The 16,704-nt window shown below is 71.9% G+C and carries 17 protein-coding genes and 1 pseudogene; 7 read left to right on the top strand and 11 right to left on the bottom strand.

All coding sequences use genetic code 11. The features are described from left to right. Nucleotides 1-118: 118 nt before the first annotated feature. The 6 genes from ON759_RS10430 to rpsU form a co-directional block, all read right to left on the bottom strand. Nucleotides 119-2,122 (bottom strand): S9 family peptidase, encoded by a 2,004-nt coding sequence (locus ON759_RS10430; protein ID WP_271680322.1) that lies wholly within the window; start codon nt 2,120-2,122, stop codon nt 119-121. An 87-nt stretch (nt 2,123-2,209) separates the two neighbouring features. Next, entirely contained in the window at nt 2,210-3,220 is a 1,011-nt protein-coding gene (locus ON759_RS10435) for an L-threonylcarbamoyladenylate synthase (protein ID WP_271680323.1), read from the bottom strand. Between the two features lie 7 nt (nt 3,221-3,227). Continuing rightward, nucleotides 3,228-4,952, bottom strand: coding sequence for a DNA primase (gene dnaG / locus ON759_RS10440; protein WP_271680324.1), 1,725 nt, complete (start codon nt 4,950-4,952; stop codon nt 3,228-3,230). 24 nt (nt 4,953-4,976) lie between these two features. After that, nucleotides 4,977-5,480: a GNAT family N-acetyltransferase gene (locus ON759_RS10445; protein ID WP_271680325.1), complete on the bottom strand. Its 504-nt coding sequence runs from the start codon at nt 5,478-5,480 to the stop codon at nt 4,977-4,979. A gap of 34 nt (nt 5,481-5,514) precedes the next feature. Then, nucleotides 5,515-5,958 carry a GatB/YqeY domain-containing protein gene (locus tag ON759_RS10450; protein ID WP_271680326.1) on the bottom strand — a complete coding sequence of 148 codons (444 nt, stop codon included), beginning with the start codon at nt 5,956-5,958 and terminating at the stop codon, nt 5,515-5,517. 91 nt (nt 5,959-6,049) lie between these two features. Next, nucleotides 6,050-6,265, bottom strand: a complete 216-nt coding sequence (rpsU, locus tag ON759_RS10455) for a 30S ribosomal protein S21 (protein WP_056134345.1) — start codon at nt 6,263-6,265, stop codon at nt 6,050-6,052. A 90-nt stretch (nt 6,266-6,355) separates the two neighbouring features. Here rpsU and tsaD point away from each other — a divergent pair, with 90 nt between their 5' ends. From tsaD to ON759_RS10475, 4 genes are all read left to right on the top strand, one after another. After that, the gene (gene tsaD / locus ON759_RS10460) at nt 6,356-7,381 is read left to right on the top strand and encodes a tRNA (adenosine(37)-N6)-threonylcarbamoyltransferase complex transferase subunit TsaD (protein ID WP_271680327.1); all 1,026 of its coding nucleotides are present in this window, start codon (nt 6,356-6,358) and stop codon (nt 7,379-7,381) included. A 28-nt stretch (nt 7,382-7,409) separates the two neighbouring features. Continuing rightward, a complete protein-coding gene (folB, locus tag ON759_RS10465) occupies nt 7,410-7,766 on the top strand; it encodes a dihydroneopterin aldolase (protein ID WP_271680328.1) in 357 nt (118 codons plus the stop codon). After that, nucleotides 7,766-8,248, top strand: coding sequence for a 2-amino-4-hydroxy-6-hydroxymethyldihydropteridine diphosphokinase (gene folK, locus ON759_RS10470; RefSeq protein ID WP_271680329.1), 483 nt, complete (start codon nt 7,766-7,768; stop codon nt 8,246-8,248). The genes folB and folK overlap by 1 nt, the downstream gene beginning before the upstream one ends. 67 nt (nt 8,249-8,315) lie before the next feature. Further along, the gene (locus ON759_RS10475; protein WP_271680330.1) at nt 8,316-8,459 is read left to right on the top strand and encodes a hypothetical protein; all 144 of its coding nucleotides are present in this window, start codon (nt 8,316-8,318) and stop codon (nt 8,457-8,459) included. Between the two features lie 3 nt (nt 8,460-8,462). On the opposite strand, the gene ON759_RS10480 is transcribed toward ON759_RS10475, so the two are convergent. Next, a complete protein-coding gene (locus ON759_RS10480; RefSeq protein ID WP_271680331.1) occupies nt 8,463-9,224 on the bottom strand; it encodes a pteridine reductase in 762 nt (253 codons plus the stop codon). 38 nt (nt 9,225-9,262) lie between these two features. Between ON759_RS10480 and ON759_RS10485 the strand changes: the two genes are divergently transcribed. Beyond that, on the top strand, nt 9,263-10,447 hold the full coding sequence (locus ON759_RS10485; protein WP_271680332.1) for a class I SAM-dependent methyltransferase: 1,185 nt from the start codon (nt 9,263-9,265) through the stop codon (nt 10,445-10,447). Between the two features lie 14 nt (nt 10,448-10,461). After that, nucleotides 10,462-10,851 (top strand): VanZ family protein, encoded by a 390-nt coding sequence (locus tag ON759_RS10490; RefSeq protein WP_271680333.1) that lies wholly within the window; start codon nt 10,462-10,464, stop codon nt 10,849-10,851. A 24-nt stretch (nt 10,852-10,875) separates the two neighbouring features. Here the strand turns inward: ON759_RS10490 and ON759_RS10495 are convergent, their stop codons facing one another. Continuing rightward, entirely contained in the window at nt 10,876-12,117 is a 1,242-nt protein-coding gene (locus ON759_RS10495; RefSeq protein WP_271680334.1) for a multifunctional CCA addition/repair protein, read from the bottom strand. A 25-nt stretch (nt 12,118-12,142) separates the two neighbouring features. Next, nucleotides 12,143-14,215, bottom strand: a complete 2,073-nt coding sequence (locus ON759_RS10500; protein WP_271680335.1) for a lytic transglycosylase domain-containing protein — start codon at nt 14,213-14,215, stop codon at nt 12,143-12,145. A gap of 49 nt (nt 14,216-14,264) precedes the next feature. Here ON759_RS10500 and ON759_RS10505 point away from each other — a divergent pair, with 49 nt between their 5' ends. Continuing rightward, nucleotides 14,265-15,068 (top strand): sulfite exporter TauE/SafE family protein, encoded by an 804-nt coding sequence (locus ON759_RS10505; protein ID WP_271680336.1) that lies wholly within the window; start codon nt 14,265-14,267, stop codon nt 15,066-15,068. On the opposite strand, the gene ON759_RS10510 is transcribed toward ON759_RS10505, so the two are convergent. Further along, complete coding sequence (locus tag ON759_RS10510; RefSeq protein WP_271680337.1) at nt 15,065-15,823, bottom strand: endonuclease/exonuclease/phosphatase family protein; 759 nt, start codon at nt 15,821-15,823, stop codon at nt 15,065-15,067. The genes ON759_RS10505 and ON759_RS10510 overlap by 4 nt on opposite strands. 100 nt (nt 15,824-15,923) lie before the next feature. After that, nucleotides 15,924-16,694, bottom strand: a pseudogene (locus ON759_RS10515) (thiol:disulfide interchange protein DsbA/DsbL); the annotation flags it as partial. Nucleotides 16,695-16,704: the final 10 nt, after the last annotated feature.

A 16,704-nucleotide genomic window follows, 5' to 3' on the forward strand; every position in this document is an offset into this window, starting at 1 on the left:
CTCCTCCTCGCGGGAGAGGGTGCCGACGGAAGCGCGATGCTTTTTCGCCTGCCGTGGCGCTACCCCTCATCCGCCCTTCGGGCACCTTCTCCCACAAGGGGAGAAGGGGAAACAAGCATCAGTCGGCCAGCAGGTACTGCTGCCAGAACAGCATGGTCGCCGCGCCGAACCAGTCGCTGTTCGCCTTCTTCGCGAAGCCGTGGCCTTCGTCGGCGTAGAGCAGGTACCACACCGGCTGGCCGTTGCTCCGCACCGCCTTCACGATCTGCTCGGCCTCGGTCCAGGGCACGCGCGGGTCGTTGCGGCCCTGCGCCACGAACAACGGCGAGGTGATCTTCGCGGCGTTGTTGAGCGGCGAGATGCGCTCGAACACGGCGTTCATCGCCGGGTCGCGCTCGTCGCCGTATTCGACGCGGCGCAGGTCGCGGCGGTAGCTCTCGGTGTTCTTCAGGAAGGTGCCGAAGTGCGAGATGCCGACGATGTCCACGCCGGCGCGGATGCGGTCGCTGTAGTGGGTCAGCGACGCCAGCACCATGTAGCCGCCGTAGCTGCCGCCGATCACGCCGACCCGCGATGCGTCGAGCTCGGGCTGGGTGGCGATCCAGTCCAGCAGCGCCCCGATGTCCTTGACCGAATCCTCGCGCTTGTCCGCGTTGTCCAGCGACAGGTAGGTCTTGCCGTAGCCGGTGGAGCCGCGCACGTTCGGCACCAGCATCGCCACGCCAAGTTCGTTGGCCAGGTACTGCGCGGTGGGGTTGAAGGTCGGTAGCGACTGGCCTTCCGGGCCGCCGTGGATGTTGATCACCACCGGGTACTTGCCGGTCTTCGACGGCTCGGCCGGCTTGTAGAAGAACGCGGGGATGGTGCGTGGCTTGCCGTCGACGCTGTCGAAGGTGGGATAGCGCACCAGGGTCGGCGCGACGAAGCGCGATGCATCCAGCCCCCCGACTTCGCTGCGCGTCCAGCGCGTCAGCGTGGCGGCGGCGAGGTCGATCACGTGCACGTCGCTGGGCGAGGTGGCGCTGTTCAAGGTCAGCGCCAGCCGCTTGCCGTCCGGCGAGAACGCCAGCCCGCCGATCACCCCGATCGGCAGCGCCGGCAGGCGGACCTCTCGGTGGTCGGGCAGCGACAGCACGCGCAGCTTGCTGATGCCGTCCTCGTTGCTGGTGAAGGCGAGGTGCCTGCCGTCGTCGGCGATGGTGAAGCCGCCCACGTCCCACGGGATGTTCGCGGTGAGTACGTCGAACCTGCCGCTTGCGGGATCGTGGTAGCGCAGGGTCTTGAACTCCTGCGGCTTGCCCTGCAGCGGTTCGTCGGAGATGAAGTACACCGCCTTGCCGTCCGGGGCGAAGGCGAAGCCGCCGAAGCTGGCCTTGCCGCCATCGACCGGGAACAGGGTGAGCTTGCCGCTGGCGACGTCGACCACGCCCGGGTACGACTCCGCGGCGGACACGTACTTCATCACCAGCAGGCGCGTGCCGTCCGGCGAGAAATCCATCGGCGACCAGTTGCCGCCGGCATCCACCAGCAGCCTGGTGTCGCCGGTGCGGGTGTTGCGCAGCCAGACGTCGCGGTCGGTGCCGTTGCGCGCGGTGCTGCTGTAGGCCATCAACCCGCCGTCGCGGCTGAGCGTGGTGCCGCCGTTCTGGCTGCGCTTGCCGTCGGTGAGCAGGGTGGTGGAGCGGGTGGCCTCGTCGAACCAGTACAACTGGCTGAATTCGTCGCCGCCCTTGTCCTTGGCGAACACGAAGCCGTCGCGCCAGGCCCTGGCCGGCGCCGGGGTGATGCCGCCGACCGGTTCCGGATAGAACGTCAGCTGCTCGCGCATGCCCAGCGGCTCGCAGACGCGGTGCGCCTGCGCGGTTTCGGCGAAGCGGGTGCTGACCAGCAGGCAGCCGTCCTTGGTCCAGCCCGCCAGTCCCGCGCCGCGGGTGTTCTGGTAGCGGTTGAGCTGCTCGATGAGCGCGGCCGGGATCGCCGGGATGTTCTCGCTGGTGCGGTTGCCCACGACCTCGCGCGTGACCTCGGCCGGCTTCACCGGCGCGGTCTGGGCCAGGGCGGGCACGGTCGCGAGCAGGGCGGCGAACAGGGCCGTGCGGGCCTGCGTGTCGAAACGGGACATGGCGGCTTCCCCAGCCTGATGGAACCGCGAGCTTAGCGCGCGTGGCCGGCGGCGCCTGCGCCGGAGGTCATGCCTGCGCCGTTAGCCTCAGCCCGGGGTGGCTGCGCGCGACAGGCGGTCGTGGACGTCGCGCCAGGCCTCGTCCCGCGGCGGCGTCTCCAGCCAGATCGCGTCCACGCCGAGGGCGTCCAGCGCGTGCAGGGTGCCGTACAGCGCGCGCGCATAGCCCGGCTTGTCGGCCGGCATGCGGGTCGCGGCGACGATGCCGGGCGCCACCACCGGCAGCGCGGGATCCAGGTAGGCCAGCGCGATGCGCGCGTCGGGCGCCAGCGTGGCGAGGCGCGCGCGCAGGCGCGCCGCGTCCATCGCCAGCAGGGGCGTGCGCGGGCGGTAGTGCACGGCGACATTGCCCGGCACCGCGGTCGCGTGCGCGGTCGGGAAGTCGACCCCGCGGCCAAGCGCCGCTTCCAGTTGCGCGCGGGTGATCGGACCGGCGCGCAGGATGCGCGGCACCGTGCCGGTGAGGTCGACGATGGTGGATTCGAGCCCGACCGTGCAGGCGCCGCCGTCGAGCACCGCGTCGATGCGGCCATCCAGGCCCGCGAGCACCTGTGCCGCGGTGGTCGGGCTGAGCCGTTGGTAGGGATTGGCCGAGGGCGCGGCGAGGCCGCCATCCAGCGCGCGCAGGATGCCGCGCAACACCGGGTGCGCCGGCACCCGCAGGCCGATCGTCGCGCGCCCGCCCGCGACCTCCGCCGGCGCATCCGGATGGCGGTGCAGGAGCAGGGTCAGCGGCCCCGGCCAGAAGGCGTCGGCGAGGGTCCATGCTTCGGCCGGGATGTCGCGCGCCCAGCGCGGCATCGCCGCGGCGTCGGCAAGGTGCACGATCAGCGGATGGTCGGTGGGGCGGCCCTTGGCGGCGAAGATCGCGCGCACCGCCGCGGGATCGGCGGCGTTGCCGGCGAGGCCGTAGACGGTTTCGGTGGGCACCGCGACCAGCCGGCCCGCGCGCAGCAGGCGCACGGCCTCGGCGACATCGTCCGGCGCGCCGGCATCGAGCAGGCGGGTGTCGAGGGAGCTGGCGGCACGTTCGCTCATCGTCGTGTCAGCGTTGCAGCCGTGCCTGCAGCAGGTCGCGCAGCTCGGCCTTCTCGGCCTCGTCCAGGCTGGCGATGCGCGCCTGCAGTTCCTCGCGGCGTTGCTGCAGCGCTTCGGCATCCAGCCGCGCGATGTTGTCGAGGAACACCTGGCGCAGCGCGGCGTCCTCGCCCGGCAGCGCATGCGCGGCGAGCTTCTGCAGCGCGCCCAGTTCCTCGCGTCCCTCGAAATGCTCCAGCAGCGCGCCGGTGTTGATGTCGGGGCGCTCACGCACCAGCAGCACCAGCTCCGAGAGCAACTCGATGCCGGGCTGGCGCAGCACGGCGAAGCGGAATGGCGGCTGCAGGTCGAGGGCGAAGCCGGGGCGATGCAGCAGGTGGGTGATCGCGCTGCGCACCAGGCTGGGCTTCTGCGCGCCGGAGGCGGTGGCCTGGCTCGCGCGCTGCGCCGGCACGTGCGTCTGCGGCGTGCTGGCCCGCGCGCCCACGCCGGTCAGCTCGGTGAGCCGTTGGCGCATCAGGTCGCCGAACGCACCGTCGGGGATCTGCGCCAGCAGCGGCTTGCAGCGTTCGGCCAGTCGGGCCTTGCCGTCCAGGCTGCCGAGGTTCACGTCGGCCGACAGCGAGGCGTAGAAGAATTCGGACAACGGGGTGGCGTCGCGCAGGCGCGCGTCGAAGCCGTCCACGCCCTCCTGCCGCACCAGCGAATCCGGGTCCTCGCCGTCGGGCAGGAAGAGGAAGAACGCCTGCCGCCCGTCCTTCATCCGCGGCAGCACCGATTCCAGCGCCTTCCACGCCGCGCTGCGGCCGGCGCGGTCGCCGTCGAAGCAGAAGAACACGTCCGGCGCGTTGCGGAACAGCAGCTCGGCATGGTCGGGCGTGGTCGCGGTGCCCAGCGTCGCCACCGCCTGCGAGACGCCGTACTGCGCCAGCGCGACCACGTCCATGTAGCCCTCGACCACGATCAATCGATCGAGCTTCTGGTTGGCCTGGCGCGCCTGCCACAGGCCGTACAGCTCGCGGCCCTTGTGGAACAGCGCGGTCTCCGGCGAGTTGAGGTATTTCGGCGAATCCTCCGGGTCGATGACGCGGCCACCGAAGGCGATGGTGCGGCCGCGGCGGTCGTGGATCGGGAACATCAGGCGGTCGCGGAACTTGTCGTAGACGTGGCCCTTGTCGTTCTTCGAGAACAGCCCGCCACGTTCCAGCAGCTGCATCCGCCGCGGGTCGGTGCCCAACGCGTCGCGCAAGGCGGAAAAGCCGTCCGGCGCGTAGCCGATGCCGTAGCGCTCGACGATCTCCTGCGCGATACCGCGCTTGTCGACGTAGGCGCGGGCCTTGTCGCTGCGCGCCAGCTGGCCGCGGAAGAACGCGTTCGCCGCCTCCATCGCGCCGTACAGGTCGCGGGTGTCCGGGTTGGCGTTGCGCTGCTGGGTCTCGCGCGGCACCTCCATGCCCACGCGCTTGGCGAGTTCATCGACCGCGTCGAGGAACTCGAGGCGGTCGTAGTTCATCAGGAAGCTGATCGCGGTGCCATGCGCGCCGCAGCCGAAGCAGTGGTAGAACTGCTTGGTCGGCGACACCGTGAACGACGCCGAACGCTCGTCGTGGAACGGGCAGCGCGCCGCGTATTCCTTGCCCTGGCGCTTCAGCGGCACGCGCCCGCCGACCACCTCGACGATGTCGGTGCGCGCGAGCAGCTCGTCGATGAAGGCGTCGGGAATGCGGGCCATGGCGCTAGGGTGCCACGCCGCGGTTCACAGGGCGTCGTGCGAGGCCAGCGCGTGCAGGGCCTCGCCTTCGAGGCGCTGCACGGTCCATTCGTCCATGCCGACCGCGCCGATCCTGCGGTAGAAGCCGATCGCCGGCGCGTTCCAGTCCAGCACGCTCCACTCGAAGCGGCCGCAGTCGCGCTGCACGGCGATCCGCGCCAGCGCGGCCATCAGGTGCTTGCCGAGGCCGGCGCCGCGCGCCGCCGGGCGCACGAACAGGTCCTCGAGGTACAGCCCGCGCTTGCCGAGGAAGGTGCTGAAGTTGTGGAAGAACAATGCGAAGCCGGCGGGCTCGCCGTCCACCTCGCCGATCAGCACCTCGGCCGCCGGAGCTGGCCCGAACAGCTGCGCGCGCAGGTCGGCGTCGGTGGCCACCGCGGCATCCGCCAGTCGCTCGTATTCGGCCAGCTCGCCAATCAGCGCCCGGATCAGCGGGACGTCGTCGATGGTGGCGGGGCGGATCGAGAGGAGTGGGGATGGCGTGCTCATGGAGAGGTTCCGGCCGTCGCGCGCGGCAGGTCGGTCAGGCCAGTTTTTGCTTCACCAGCTTGGAGACCAGGCCCATGTCGGCCTGGCCGGCCAGCGCCGGCTTGAGCACGCCCATCAGCTTGCCCATGTCGGCGGCGGAGGCGGCGCCGGTGGCGGCGATGGCCTTGTCGATCTCGGCGAGGATCGCGGCTTCGTCCAGCTTGGCCGGCAGGTAGGCCCCGATCACCCCCATCTCGTAGCGCTCCTGGGCGGCGAGGTCCTCGCGCGCGGCGGCTTCGTACTGGGTGATCGAGTCCTTGCGCTGCTTGACCATCTTCTCCAGCACGGCGAGCACCAGCGGGTCGGTCATCTCGACGCGCTCGTCCACTTCCTTCTGCTTGATCGCGGCATTGATGAGGCGGATCACCGCCAGGCGGTCCTTCTCGCCGGCCTTCATCGCCGTCTTCATGTCGTCGGTGAGCTGTTGCTTGAGGCTCATCGGATGCTCCGTTCGTTTTTTCGGGATGGCAGAAACGCGAAAAGCCGGCGGCGCGGGTGCGCGGCCGGCTTCAGGCGCAACAAACGCGCGCTCAGTACAGGCGCTGGCGCTTGGTGACGTCGCGCGAGCTGCGGCGCGCCTGGCGCTTCACCGCCGCGGCGGCCTTGCGCTTGCGCTCCTGGGTCGGCTTCTCGTAGAACTCGCGCTTGCGGGTCTCGGCGAGCACGCCGGCCTTCTCGCAGGTGCGCTTGAAGCGACGCAGGGCAAACTCGAACGGTTCGTTTTCGCGGACTTTGACGCTGGGCATCGTGGAATCTCGGTTCAGGAATCTGCCCGGTCAGTCCGGGCGAGCCGCGCATGATAGCAGCGGGCCCGGTTTGGGCGCAACATGGGCGCCATGAGAGTCCTCGGCATCGAATCCTCCTGCGACGAAACCGGGGTGGCGGTCTACGACACCGCCATCGGCGGGGCGGCCGGGCTGCGCGCCCAGGGCCTGTACAGCCAGGTCGCGCTGCACGCGGAATACGGCGGGGTGGTGCCGGAACTGGCCAGCCGCGACCACGTGCGCAAGCTGCTGCCGCTGGTCCGGCAGACCCTGGCCGAGGCCGGGCTGTCGGTCTCGGACCTCGACGGCGTGGCCTACACGGCGGGCCCCGGGCTGGTCGGCGCGCTGCTGGTCGGCGCCGGCGTGGCGCGGTCGCTGGCGTGGGCGCTGGACGTGCCGGCGGTCGGCGTGCACCACATGGAGGGCCACCTGCTGGCGCCGCTGATGGAGGACAACGCCCCGGCGCCGCCGTTCGTGGCCCTGCTGGTCTCGGGCGGGCACACCCAGCTGGTCGCGGTCGAGGCGATCGGGCGCTACCGGGTGCTCGGCGAGACCCTGGACGACGCCGCCGGCGAAGCCTTCGACAAGACCGCCAAGCTGATGGGCCTGCCGTACCCCGGCGGACCGGAGCTGGCCCGGCTGGCTGAATCCGGCATCCCCGGCCGCCATCGCTTCGCGCGGCCGATGACCGACCGCCCCGGCCTCGATTTCTCCTTCAGCGGCCTGAAGACCCAGGTGCTGCTGGCCTGGCGCGACAGCGACCAGTCGCCGCAGGCGCGCGCCGACATCGCCCGCGGCTTCGAGGATGCGGTGGTCGACACCCTGGCGATCAAGTGCGAACGCGCGCTGGATGCCGCCGGCAGCGACACCCTGGTGGTCGCCGGCGGGGTCGGCGCGAATGTCCGCCTGCGCGCGCGCTTGCAGGCGATGTGCGCAGGCCGTGGCGGCCGCGCCTGTTTCCCGCGTCCCGCGCTGTGCACCGACAACGGCGCGATGATCGCGTTCGCCGGCGCGCTGCGCCTGCAGGCGGGCCAACGCGCGGATGCCGCGGTCGCGGTGGTGCCGCGCTGGGACATGGCGACGCTGCCGGCGGTGTGACGGCGGTGCCGCGCGGCATAATCGGCGCATGACTGACCACGTGTTCATCGAAGGCCTCGAGATCGAGGCCCTGATCGGCATCTACGACTGGGAACGGCGGATCCGGCAGACGCTGGTGTTCGACATCGAGATGGCCTTCGACAACCGCGTGCCCGCGGCCACCGACGACATCGCGCTGACCCTGAACTACAAGGACGTCAGCAAGCGCCTGGTCGAATACGTCGGACAGTCCGGCTTCGGCCTGGTGGAGACGCTCGCGGAGCGTTGCGCGGCGATCATCCTCGACGAATTCGGCGTCGCCCGCGTGCGCCTCAAGCTGAGCAAGCCGGGCGCGGTGCGCGGCGCGCGCGCGGTCGGCGTGGTGATCGAGCGTAGCCGCGCCTGATGGGCCGTGCTTACCTCAGCCTGGGCAGCAACCTCGATGCCGAGGCGCACCTGCGCGACGCCGTGGCGGCCCTGCGCGCGCGCTTCGGCGAGGTCCAGGTCTCCCGCGCGTACCGCTTCCCGGCGGTCGGCTTCGCCGGCGGCGATTTCCTCAACGCCGCGGCCGCCATCGACAGCGACCTCGACCCGTTCGCGTTGAACGACTGGCTGCATGCGCTGGAGGATGCGCACGGCCGCGACCGCAGCGGGCCGCGCTACGGCGACCGCACGCTGGACATCGACATCGTGTTCTACGACGCCCTGGTGCTGGACGGGCCGGGCCACCTGCGCCTGCCGCGCGACGAGCTGCGCCATGCCTTCGTGCTCAAGCCGCTGGCCGAGATCGCCCCGGGCTTCGTGGACCCGGTCAGCGGTTGCCGCCTGGATGCGATGTGGCGCGCGCACCCGGACCACGACGTCGGGTTCGCGCCGGTCGCAATTTGACTTCGCTCAAAACGGTCGCGCGGGGGCTGCCTAAGCTGGCGTGGGCATCCAGCTGAGGAGCGACGACATGAACCCCATCCTGACCGAGATCCTGGCGAAGCCGGTCGGTTGGCTGGCGATCGGCGGGAGCATCTTCATGGTCGGCATCGGCCTGGTCGTGTTCCTGTACGTGCGCAAGCAGGTCCTGAAGGAAGAGCGCGACGGCCAGTGACGGTCAGCCGCCGATCGCGCGGCCCCCGTCCACCCGCAGCACTTGCCCGGTGACATAGCCGGCGTCCGCGCTCGCCAGCCAGGCGACCGCGGCGGCGATGTCGCCGGGGTCCCCGGTGCGTCCCAACGGCACCCGCGCGAGCAGGGCCGCCTGTGCCTGCGCGCTCTTGCCGCCGTCAGGCCAGAGGATGGCGCCGGGCGCGATGGCATTCACCCGCACTTCCGGCGCGAGGTCCAGCGCCAGTCCCTTGGTCAGCATGCGCAGCGCGGCCTTGGCCATCCCGTACAGCGTATGCCCGGCGAGCGGCTGGTCGCCGTGGATGTCGACCAGGTTGACGATGGCGCCGCGCGTGGCCTTGAGGTGCGGTGCCGCGGCCTGGGCCAGGAAGAACGGCGCACGCGCGTTGCTGGCGAAGAGGTCGTCCCACTGCGCGGGCGTGGCCTGGCCGATCGGCGTGGGGTAGAACGACGAGGCGTTGTTCACCAGCAGGTCGAGCCGGCCGAAATGGCCCACGGTGCGCGCGACCAGTTCCGGCAGGCGGTCGAAGGCGGCGAGGTCGGCCTGCAGGGCCAGCGTGCTGCCCGGGCGCAGCGCCTCGAGTTCGGCCTGCAGCGCCTGCATGTCCGCCTGTGAGTGGCGGTAATGCAACGCGAGGTCGAAGCCTTCGGCATGCAGGCGGCGGGCGATGGCGGCGCCGATCCTGCGCGCCGCGCCGGTGACCAGGGCGATCTTGCGTGCGGGCTGCGCGGCGGGTGGGCTGTCCATCCACGCAGGATAGCGCCGCGCTTGCGTATCCTGTGCCGATGCAGCACCTGCCACCCCCCGACGACGATGCCCTCGCGCACAGTGCGCGCCTGCGCGAGGTCATCCAGGGACAGATCATCGCCGCCGGCGGCAGCATGCCGTTCTGGAAGTTCATGGAGCTGGCGCTGTACGCGCCCGGGCTTGGCTACTACAGCGCCGGCGCGACCAAGTTCGGCGATGCCGGCGACTTCGTGACCGCGCCGGAGCTGTCGCCGCTGTTCGCGGCCTGCGTCGCCGATGCCTTGGCGCCGGTGCTGCAACAACTGGGTCCTGAGGCCTGCTTCCTCGAGGTCGGCGGCGGCAGTGGCGCCTTCGCCGAGACCTGCCTCGCCAAGCTGCTGGCCGACGATGCCCTGCCGGCCCGCTACGCGATCCTCGAGCCCAGCGCCGACCTGCGGGAACGCCAGCGCGCGCGCCTCCAGCAGCGCCTGCCGCCCCTGCTCTTCGAGTTGGTCGAATGGCTCGACGGCCCGATCCAGGACCCCTGGCGCGGCGTGCTGTTCGCGAACGAGGTGCTGGACGCGCTGCCCACGCCGCGCTTCGCGATCCGCGATAGCGAGGTGCTGGAGGAACATGTCGCGCTGGATGGCGAAGGCCGCTTCCTGCGCGTCGACCGGCCGGCGGATCCACTGCTGGCCGCGGCGGTGCGGCATGTCGAACGCCAGTTGCCTCAGCCATTCGCCGAGGGCTATCGCAGCGAGCTGCTCGCGCAGCTGCCGTACTGGCTGCAGGCGGTGGTCGGCGGGATGGGCGATGGCGCCTTGCTGTTCGTCGATTACGGGCATCCGCGCGCGGAGTACTACCAGCCGCAGCGCCGCGACGGCACCCTGCGCGCGTTCCGGCGCCACCACCTGGTGGAAGACGTGCTGGCGCTGCCCGGCCTGCAGGACATCACCGCCTCGGTGGACTTCACCGCCCTGGCCGAAGCGGGCACCGGCGCCGGCTTCGAGTTCACCGGCTACTGCCACCAGGCGAGCCTGCTGATCGGCAACAGGCTGCAGGAGAACCTCGCGCTGGCCGAGGCGCGCGCCGCCGGCGACATCGCCCGCCACAACCTGCGCCAGCAGGCCAAGTTGCTGACCCTGCCCAGCGAAATGGGCGAACGCTTCCAGGCGATGGGCTTCCAGCGCGGGGTGGAGTTCGGTGCGGCCTTCCTGGCCGGCGACCTGAGCCATCGCCTGTGACCGGCGCGCGCCGCATGGGCCGCTCGTTGAAGCCGTTCCGCCGCCCGTGGCTGTGGGCCGGGTTGTGGGTGCTGGCGATCGCGGCGGTGGTCGTCGGCTCGCTGGTCCCGGGCCGCGACCTGCCGGCGGTGCCGGTCAGCGACAAGTTCGAGCATTTCGCCGCGTACGCGGTACTCGCCGCCGGCGCGGTGCAGCTGTTCGCGCGGCGTGCGTCGTGGGCCTTCGTCTGCCTGCTGCTGGTGCTGATGGGCATCGGCCTGGAGATCCTGCAGGCGGAGATGGCGCTGGGGCGGATGCTCGACCGCAGCGATGCCCTGGCCAACACGATCGGCGTGCTGCTCGGCCTGGCGACGTCGTTGACGCCCTGGCGGGATGCGCTGCTGCGGCTCGATCCGCGCGACTGACGGCGCTGCCTGCCTGGCGTGTGCTCAATCCGCCGCGGCGATGGCTTCGATGCGCGCGTCGCGCAGGGCGGCGCCGAAGGCGGGCCCGCTGAGTCCGCGCGCGGCGATCGCATCGCCACGCACCGCCAGCGCGGCCGCATGCAGCCGGCGCAGGCGATCGCCCTGCGGATACGAGGCGTCCGAGAGCCCGGCGCGACCGCGCTTGTCGGCCTCGCAGACGGTGGCGAACTGGCCGATCCGGGCCGGCTTGCGGAAGCCGTCGCAGCGCGCGAGCAGGTCGTGCACGGTCGCTGGCCGCAACTCGTCGAGGCGGTGCACGTTGAGGTGCTCGCGGCAGGCCAGCACGGCGAGGTCGCGGTGTTCCGCGGGCACCTTCAGGCGCTCGCCCAAGGCGATCACCGCGGCCACCCCGCGTTGTTCGTGCATGACGTGGCGCGGGAGTTCGCCGGCGGGCGTCAGCGCCTTGCCGAGGTCGTGGCAGAGCGCGGCATAGCCGACCAGGTCGTCGCCGGGGGCGAGCCGTGCGGCCATGTCGCAAACCAGTTCCGCGTGCACGCCGGTGTCGATTTCCGGGTGGTATTCCGCGCGCTGTGGCACGCCGTACAGCGCGTCCACCTCGGGCAGCACCACGCGCAACGCATCGGCGTCGCGCAGGCTGCGCAGGAACGCGGCGGGCGTCGGGCTGCGCAGGGCGCGCGCCAGTTCCTGCCAGACCCGTTCCGGCACCAGTTCCGCGAGTTCGCCGTCGGCGGCCATCGCGCGCATCAGGGCCAGCGTCTCCGGGGCGATGCGGAAACCCAGCGGCGCGAACCGCGCCATGAAGCGGGCCGCGCGCAGGACCCGTAGCGGGTCTTCGACGAAGGCCGGGCCGACGTGGCGCAACACGCGGTCCTGCAAGTCGCGCACGCCATCGAACGGATCGACCAGCGCGCCATCGTCGGCACGCGCGATCGCGTTGAGGGTGAAGTCGCGGCGGCGCAGGTCCTCCTCCAGCGTCACCGCCGGATCGGCGTGCACCACGAAGCCGGCGTGGCCGCGGCCCGCCTTGCGTTCGGTGCGCGCGAGCGCATGCTCCTCGCCGGTTTCGGGGTGCAGGAACACCGGGAAGTCGCGGCCCACCTGGCGGAAGCCGGCGGCCAGCATGTCCTGCGTGCTCGCGCCCACCACCACGAAGTCGCGGTCGCCGGCCGGCAGGCCGAGCAGGTCGTCGCGCACGGCGCCGCCGACCAGGTAGGTGCGGACGTGTGCGGGCAGGGGTTTGCTCATGCCGCGATGATGCCGCAGCCGCGGCTCAACGCCGACGACGCTCGCGCAGGCTGGGCTTGGCAGGCTTGGCGGGCTTGGCCGGGGCGGCGGGCGCGGCGTCGGTGGCCGGGCAGGCGAAGCCCTTGCGCGGGCCATCGGCGATCCCGAGCATGCGGTCGGACACGCGCCGCGCGTCGCCTTGCAGGCGCCAGTCGTAGAGGGTGCTGAAACTCAGCACGCGCGCCACGTACTCGCGGGTTTCCTTGTAGCTGATGGTCTCGATCCACAGGTCCGGCTCCATGTCCGCGCGCTGCGCCATCCAGCGCCCGAGCGGGGCCGGGCCGGCGTTGTAGCCGGCGATGACCTGGTAAGGCTTGCCGCCGTAGCGGTCCATCAGCTGGCGCAGGTAGGCAGTGCCGATCGCGATGTTGGTGTCGGCGTCGTACAGGTCGTTGCCGCCCGTCCAGGGCAGGCCGAGCCGGGCCGCGACCTCGGCACCCGTGGCCGGCACCACCTGCATCAGCCCGCGCGCATCCGCCGACGAGCGCGCCTTCGGGTCGAACACCGATTCGGCGCGGATCTCGGCCGCGACCCAGGCCGGATCGATGCCTTGGCGCGCGGCCTCGCGGCGGATGGTGGCGTCGTGATGCAGCGGGAAGCGCAGCAGGTACAGGCGCTGCTCCTCCGGCAGGCGCTTGCCGCCGACGTTGACCAGGCCGAACACGCCCCGGTCGAACCAGCCATTGTCCTGCGCCACCTCCACCGCGAGCCGGCGTTGTTCGTCGGTCATCCGCGATAGCGCGTCGTCCCATTCGCGTTGCGCCCAGCCGCGGCGGTCCAGCGCGACCAGCTGCAGCGCGCGCACGAGGGCCGGATCGCGCGCCACGGCCTGCTTCGCGGCCGGGGCGGCGGCCGGCAGCCACGGACACAGCGCATACGGCTGGTCGAGGCGGTCGGCGGCGAGGAAGCCGTGGAAATCCGGCTTGGTCGCGGCCTGCGCGAACAGGGCTTTGGCCCCGGCACCGTCGCCGGTGAGCTCGCGCATCCGCGCTTCGAGGTAGGTCCAGCGCGAATCGCTGCGTTGCCCGGCGGGCATGCGGCGCAATCCCGCCAGCGCGCCGGCCCAGTCGCGCCGGGCGATGGCCTCGCGCACCCGCCATTCGTGCAGGCTGGCGTCGTAGGCCGAGGCCGGCACGTTGGCCAGGCGGCGCGCCGAATCCGGCAGGTAGGAGGCCACCGTCCACAGCGCGACCTGGTACAGCACGCGGCCGCGCTCGCCCTCGTCGAAACCGAGCGCCGGGCCGACCTGCGCCAGCAGCCGTTCGGCGGCATCCGGGTCCTTGCGCGCCAGGCTGGCCAGCGCGGACGCCGCCACGCGCCGGCTGCGCGCATCCTTCAGCCACGCGGTCGCGCTGGCGTCGGGCGCTTCGATGTAGCGGGCGTACTGCTCGCCCAGGGCCGCGGCATCGGGGGTCGCCATGCCGCGGGCGATGGCGCGCATCACGCCGGGTTGCGCGGCGTCCGCGGCCAGGTCGAAGCGGGCCCAGCGCAGGTCGTCGGGCAGCCCGCCCTGCGCGGCGAGCAGCGCGAACGGCGCATCGCAGGCGGCGGGCAGCGACGTGCCGCTGCCACCCCACACCGCCTGCAGGTCCCGGGTCCACGCGGCATCCGCCTGGCCCAGCGCCATCCGCGCCTGTGCATTCAGGCAGCGCAGGCCGGCATCGTCGATGGTCGGGTCCCACGCGGCGAGGAAGGCCGTCCATTCGTTGCGACGCGCCAGCGCCGCGAGCCAGTCGTTGCGGAAGGCGATGCCGGCGGGCGAGCGCCCCTGGCGCGACAGGAAGGCTGCGCCGCGTGCCGGCGGCAAGGTGTCCAGGCGGCTGCGCAGGGCGGCGTACTCCAGCCAGCCCGCGAGCGGTTGCCCGGCGTAGGCGGCGAGGCCGGCATCGTCGAGCAGGCCGCGCCCGGCAAGATCGAAGGCATCGCGCAGTGCGGCCGATGGCATCGCCACCGGCACCGGCGGATTCGCCGCGCGCGGCGCGCCTGCCTGCGCATGCACGCGCGGCACCACCAGCGCGCACAGCAAGGCGACCAGGCAGGAAGCGGCGTGCTTGTGCATGCCCGGACTATAGCCGAGCATCGATGAACGACTTTTGGCGAGGAATGCGATGTCGGCGATGCTGGTGTACCTGGCGCTGGGTGCCTGCGCGGGCGTGCTGGCCGGGCTGCTCGGCATCGGCGGCGGCCTGGTGCTGGTGGGCGCGTTGGCCTGGCTGCTGCCGCGCCAGGGCGTGCCGCCCGAAGCCGCCATGCACGTCGCGCTGGCCAGTTCGCTGGCCAGCATCGTGCTGACCGCCGCGTCCTCGGCGCGCGCCCACCACGCGCGCGGCAGCGTGTCGTGGCCGACCGTGGGGTGGATGGTGCCCGGGGTGCTGCTCGGCGGCTGGCTGGGCAGTCGTTTCGCGATCGGACTGGATGATGTCGTACTGCGCTGGTGCGTGGCCGGTTACTGCTGGATCGTCGCGGCGCAGATGGCATGGTCGGGTCGCGGGGCGGTGGCAAGCGATGCGGTGGTCCCGCGCGGCCCCGGGTACACCGGCGCGGGCCTGGCGATCGGCGCGGTGTCCTCCGTCGTCGGTATCGGCGGCGGCAGCATGACCGTGCCCTTGCTGGCCTGGCGCGGGATGGCCCCGGTGCGCGCGGTCGGCACCTCGTCCGCCTGCGGCATCTTCATCGGCCTGGGCAGCGCGCTGGGCTACGCCCTGCAGGCGCCCGCGGACGCATTGCCCTTGGCGGGCGCGGTCGGCTACGTCTACCTGCCGGCGGCCATCGCGGTGGCGATGGCCTCGGTGCTGGCCGCGCCGTTCGGCACGCGGCTCGCGCACGCGCTCAGCGGCACGGCGTTGAAGCGCGTGTTCGCGGTGTTCCTGCTGCTGGTCGGCAGCGGCTTCGCCTGGAGTGCGATGCGCTAGCGGACCGCGGCCTCGGGCACGTCGAGTTCCACCGACAGCGCCAGGTGGTCCGACTGCGCCGCCGGCACCGCGCGCATCGAGGCGATCGCCAGCGACGGCGTGACCAGCATGTGGTCGATCGCGCGCTGCGGCTTCCACGAGGGGAACGTCGGCACGCATTCGGCGGGCGGCTGCAGGCCGGTCTGGCGGTACAGCGGCTGCATCTCGGGCCGGTGCGGATCGCAGTTGAAGTCGCCCATCAGCACCGCGTTCGGATGGCCGGCGAGCAACTCGGCGATGAACGACACCTGCGCCAGCCGCGATTGCGCGCCCAGCGAGAGATGCGCGATGGCGATGGTCAACGCCTGTTCCCCGTCGTTGAAGCGCGCGACCAGCACGCCGCGTCCCTTCACCCGCCCGGGCAGGGAATGATCCTCGACCAGGGTCGGTTCCAGGCGGCTGAGCAGGCCGTTGGCGCTGGAGGCGACCCCGCCGACCCGGCGGTTCGGCTGGTGCGTCCAGTAGGCGAAGCCGGCGCGCTCGGCGAGGTAATGGGTCTGGTTGGTAAAGCCGGAGCGCAGGCTGCCGGGGTCGGCCTCCTGCAGGCCGACGATGTCGTGGCGCCCGGCGAGATCGGCGATGGCATCCAGCGACCCGCGCTTGTTGCCGGCCGGCAGCACGTGCGACCAGCTGCGCGCGACGTAGTCGTGGTAGCCGCGCGTGCTGGAACCCGCCTGGATGTTGGCGCTCAGCAGGCGCAGCCGGCGGGTGCCCATGCCGGCTGCGGGGTGCCGCTTACTGCGCGGCAGGCGTGGCGGCCGGGGTCGCAGCCGGCGCGACATCGCCCGTCGCCGCCGGTGCGGCTGCCTTCGCGTTGCGCTCGGCGACGATCAGCTGGTTGAGGACGCGGAACATGTCGTCGATGGACTTGCCCTTGACCCGGTACTTGCCGTTGACGATGAAGGTCGGCGTGCCGGCCTGGTCGCCGTTGGTGAACGCATTCATGATGAACTGCCGCGCGTGGTTGACCTTGGTCGCGACGGCGAAGCTCTCCATGCTGCTGACGAACTGCTTGGGATCGGCGCCGTAGGCAGCGTAGAACGCGGCGATCTCGTCCGGCGTGTCCATGCCGCGTTCGCCCTTCAGCGTCTTGTCGATGTGGATCGCGCGGAACATCGCGTCGTGGGTCTTGTCGACCAACCCCATCGCTTCCGCGGTGTAGAAGGCCTTGGCGTAGTTGTCCCACATCGCGCCGAATGCGGCGGGCACGTAGACCATGCGCACGTCAGGCGGGAACTTGGCCTTCATCGCGCTCACCGTGGGCTGCACGGCGGCGCAGAACGGGCAGACGTAGCCGAAGATCTCGGCCACCTCGATGCGGCCGTCGGCCGGCTCGAACGGCTGGCCGTTCGGGATCTCGACGTAATCGGTGCCCAGCACCGGCGGCGGCGCCTTGGCGGCGGCGTCGGCCGCTGCCTTCGCGTTGGCTTCGGCGGTCGCGAGGGTCGCCGCATCCTGGGTACTGGCCTGCTTGGCGGCTGCGGCCGTGGTCGCGTCCGCAGGCGTCGCGGCGGCAGGCGCGTCCTGCTTGCAGGCGGCAAGCGGAAGCAGGGCAAGCAGGAGCAGGGCGTGGCGGGAAACGGTCATCGGGAAGTCC

The organism is Thermomonas mangrovi, from assembly GCF_028201335.1.
In the GTDB taxonomy this organism is placed as follows: domain Bacteria; phylum Pseudomonadota; class Gammaproteobacteria; order Xanthomonadales; family Xanthomonadaceae; genus Thermomonas; species Thermomonas mangrovi.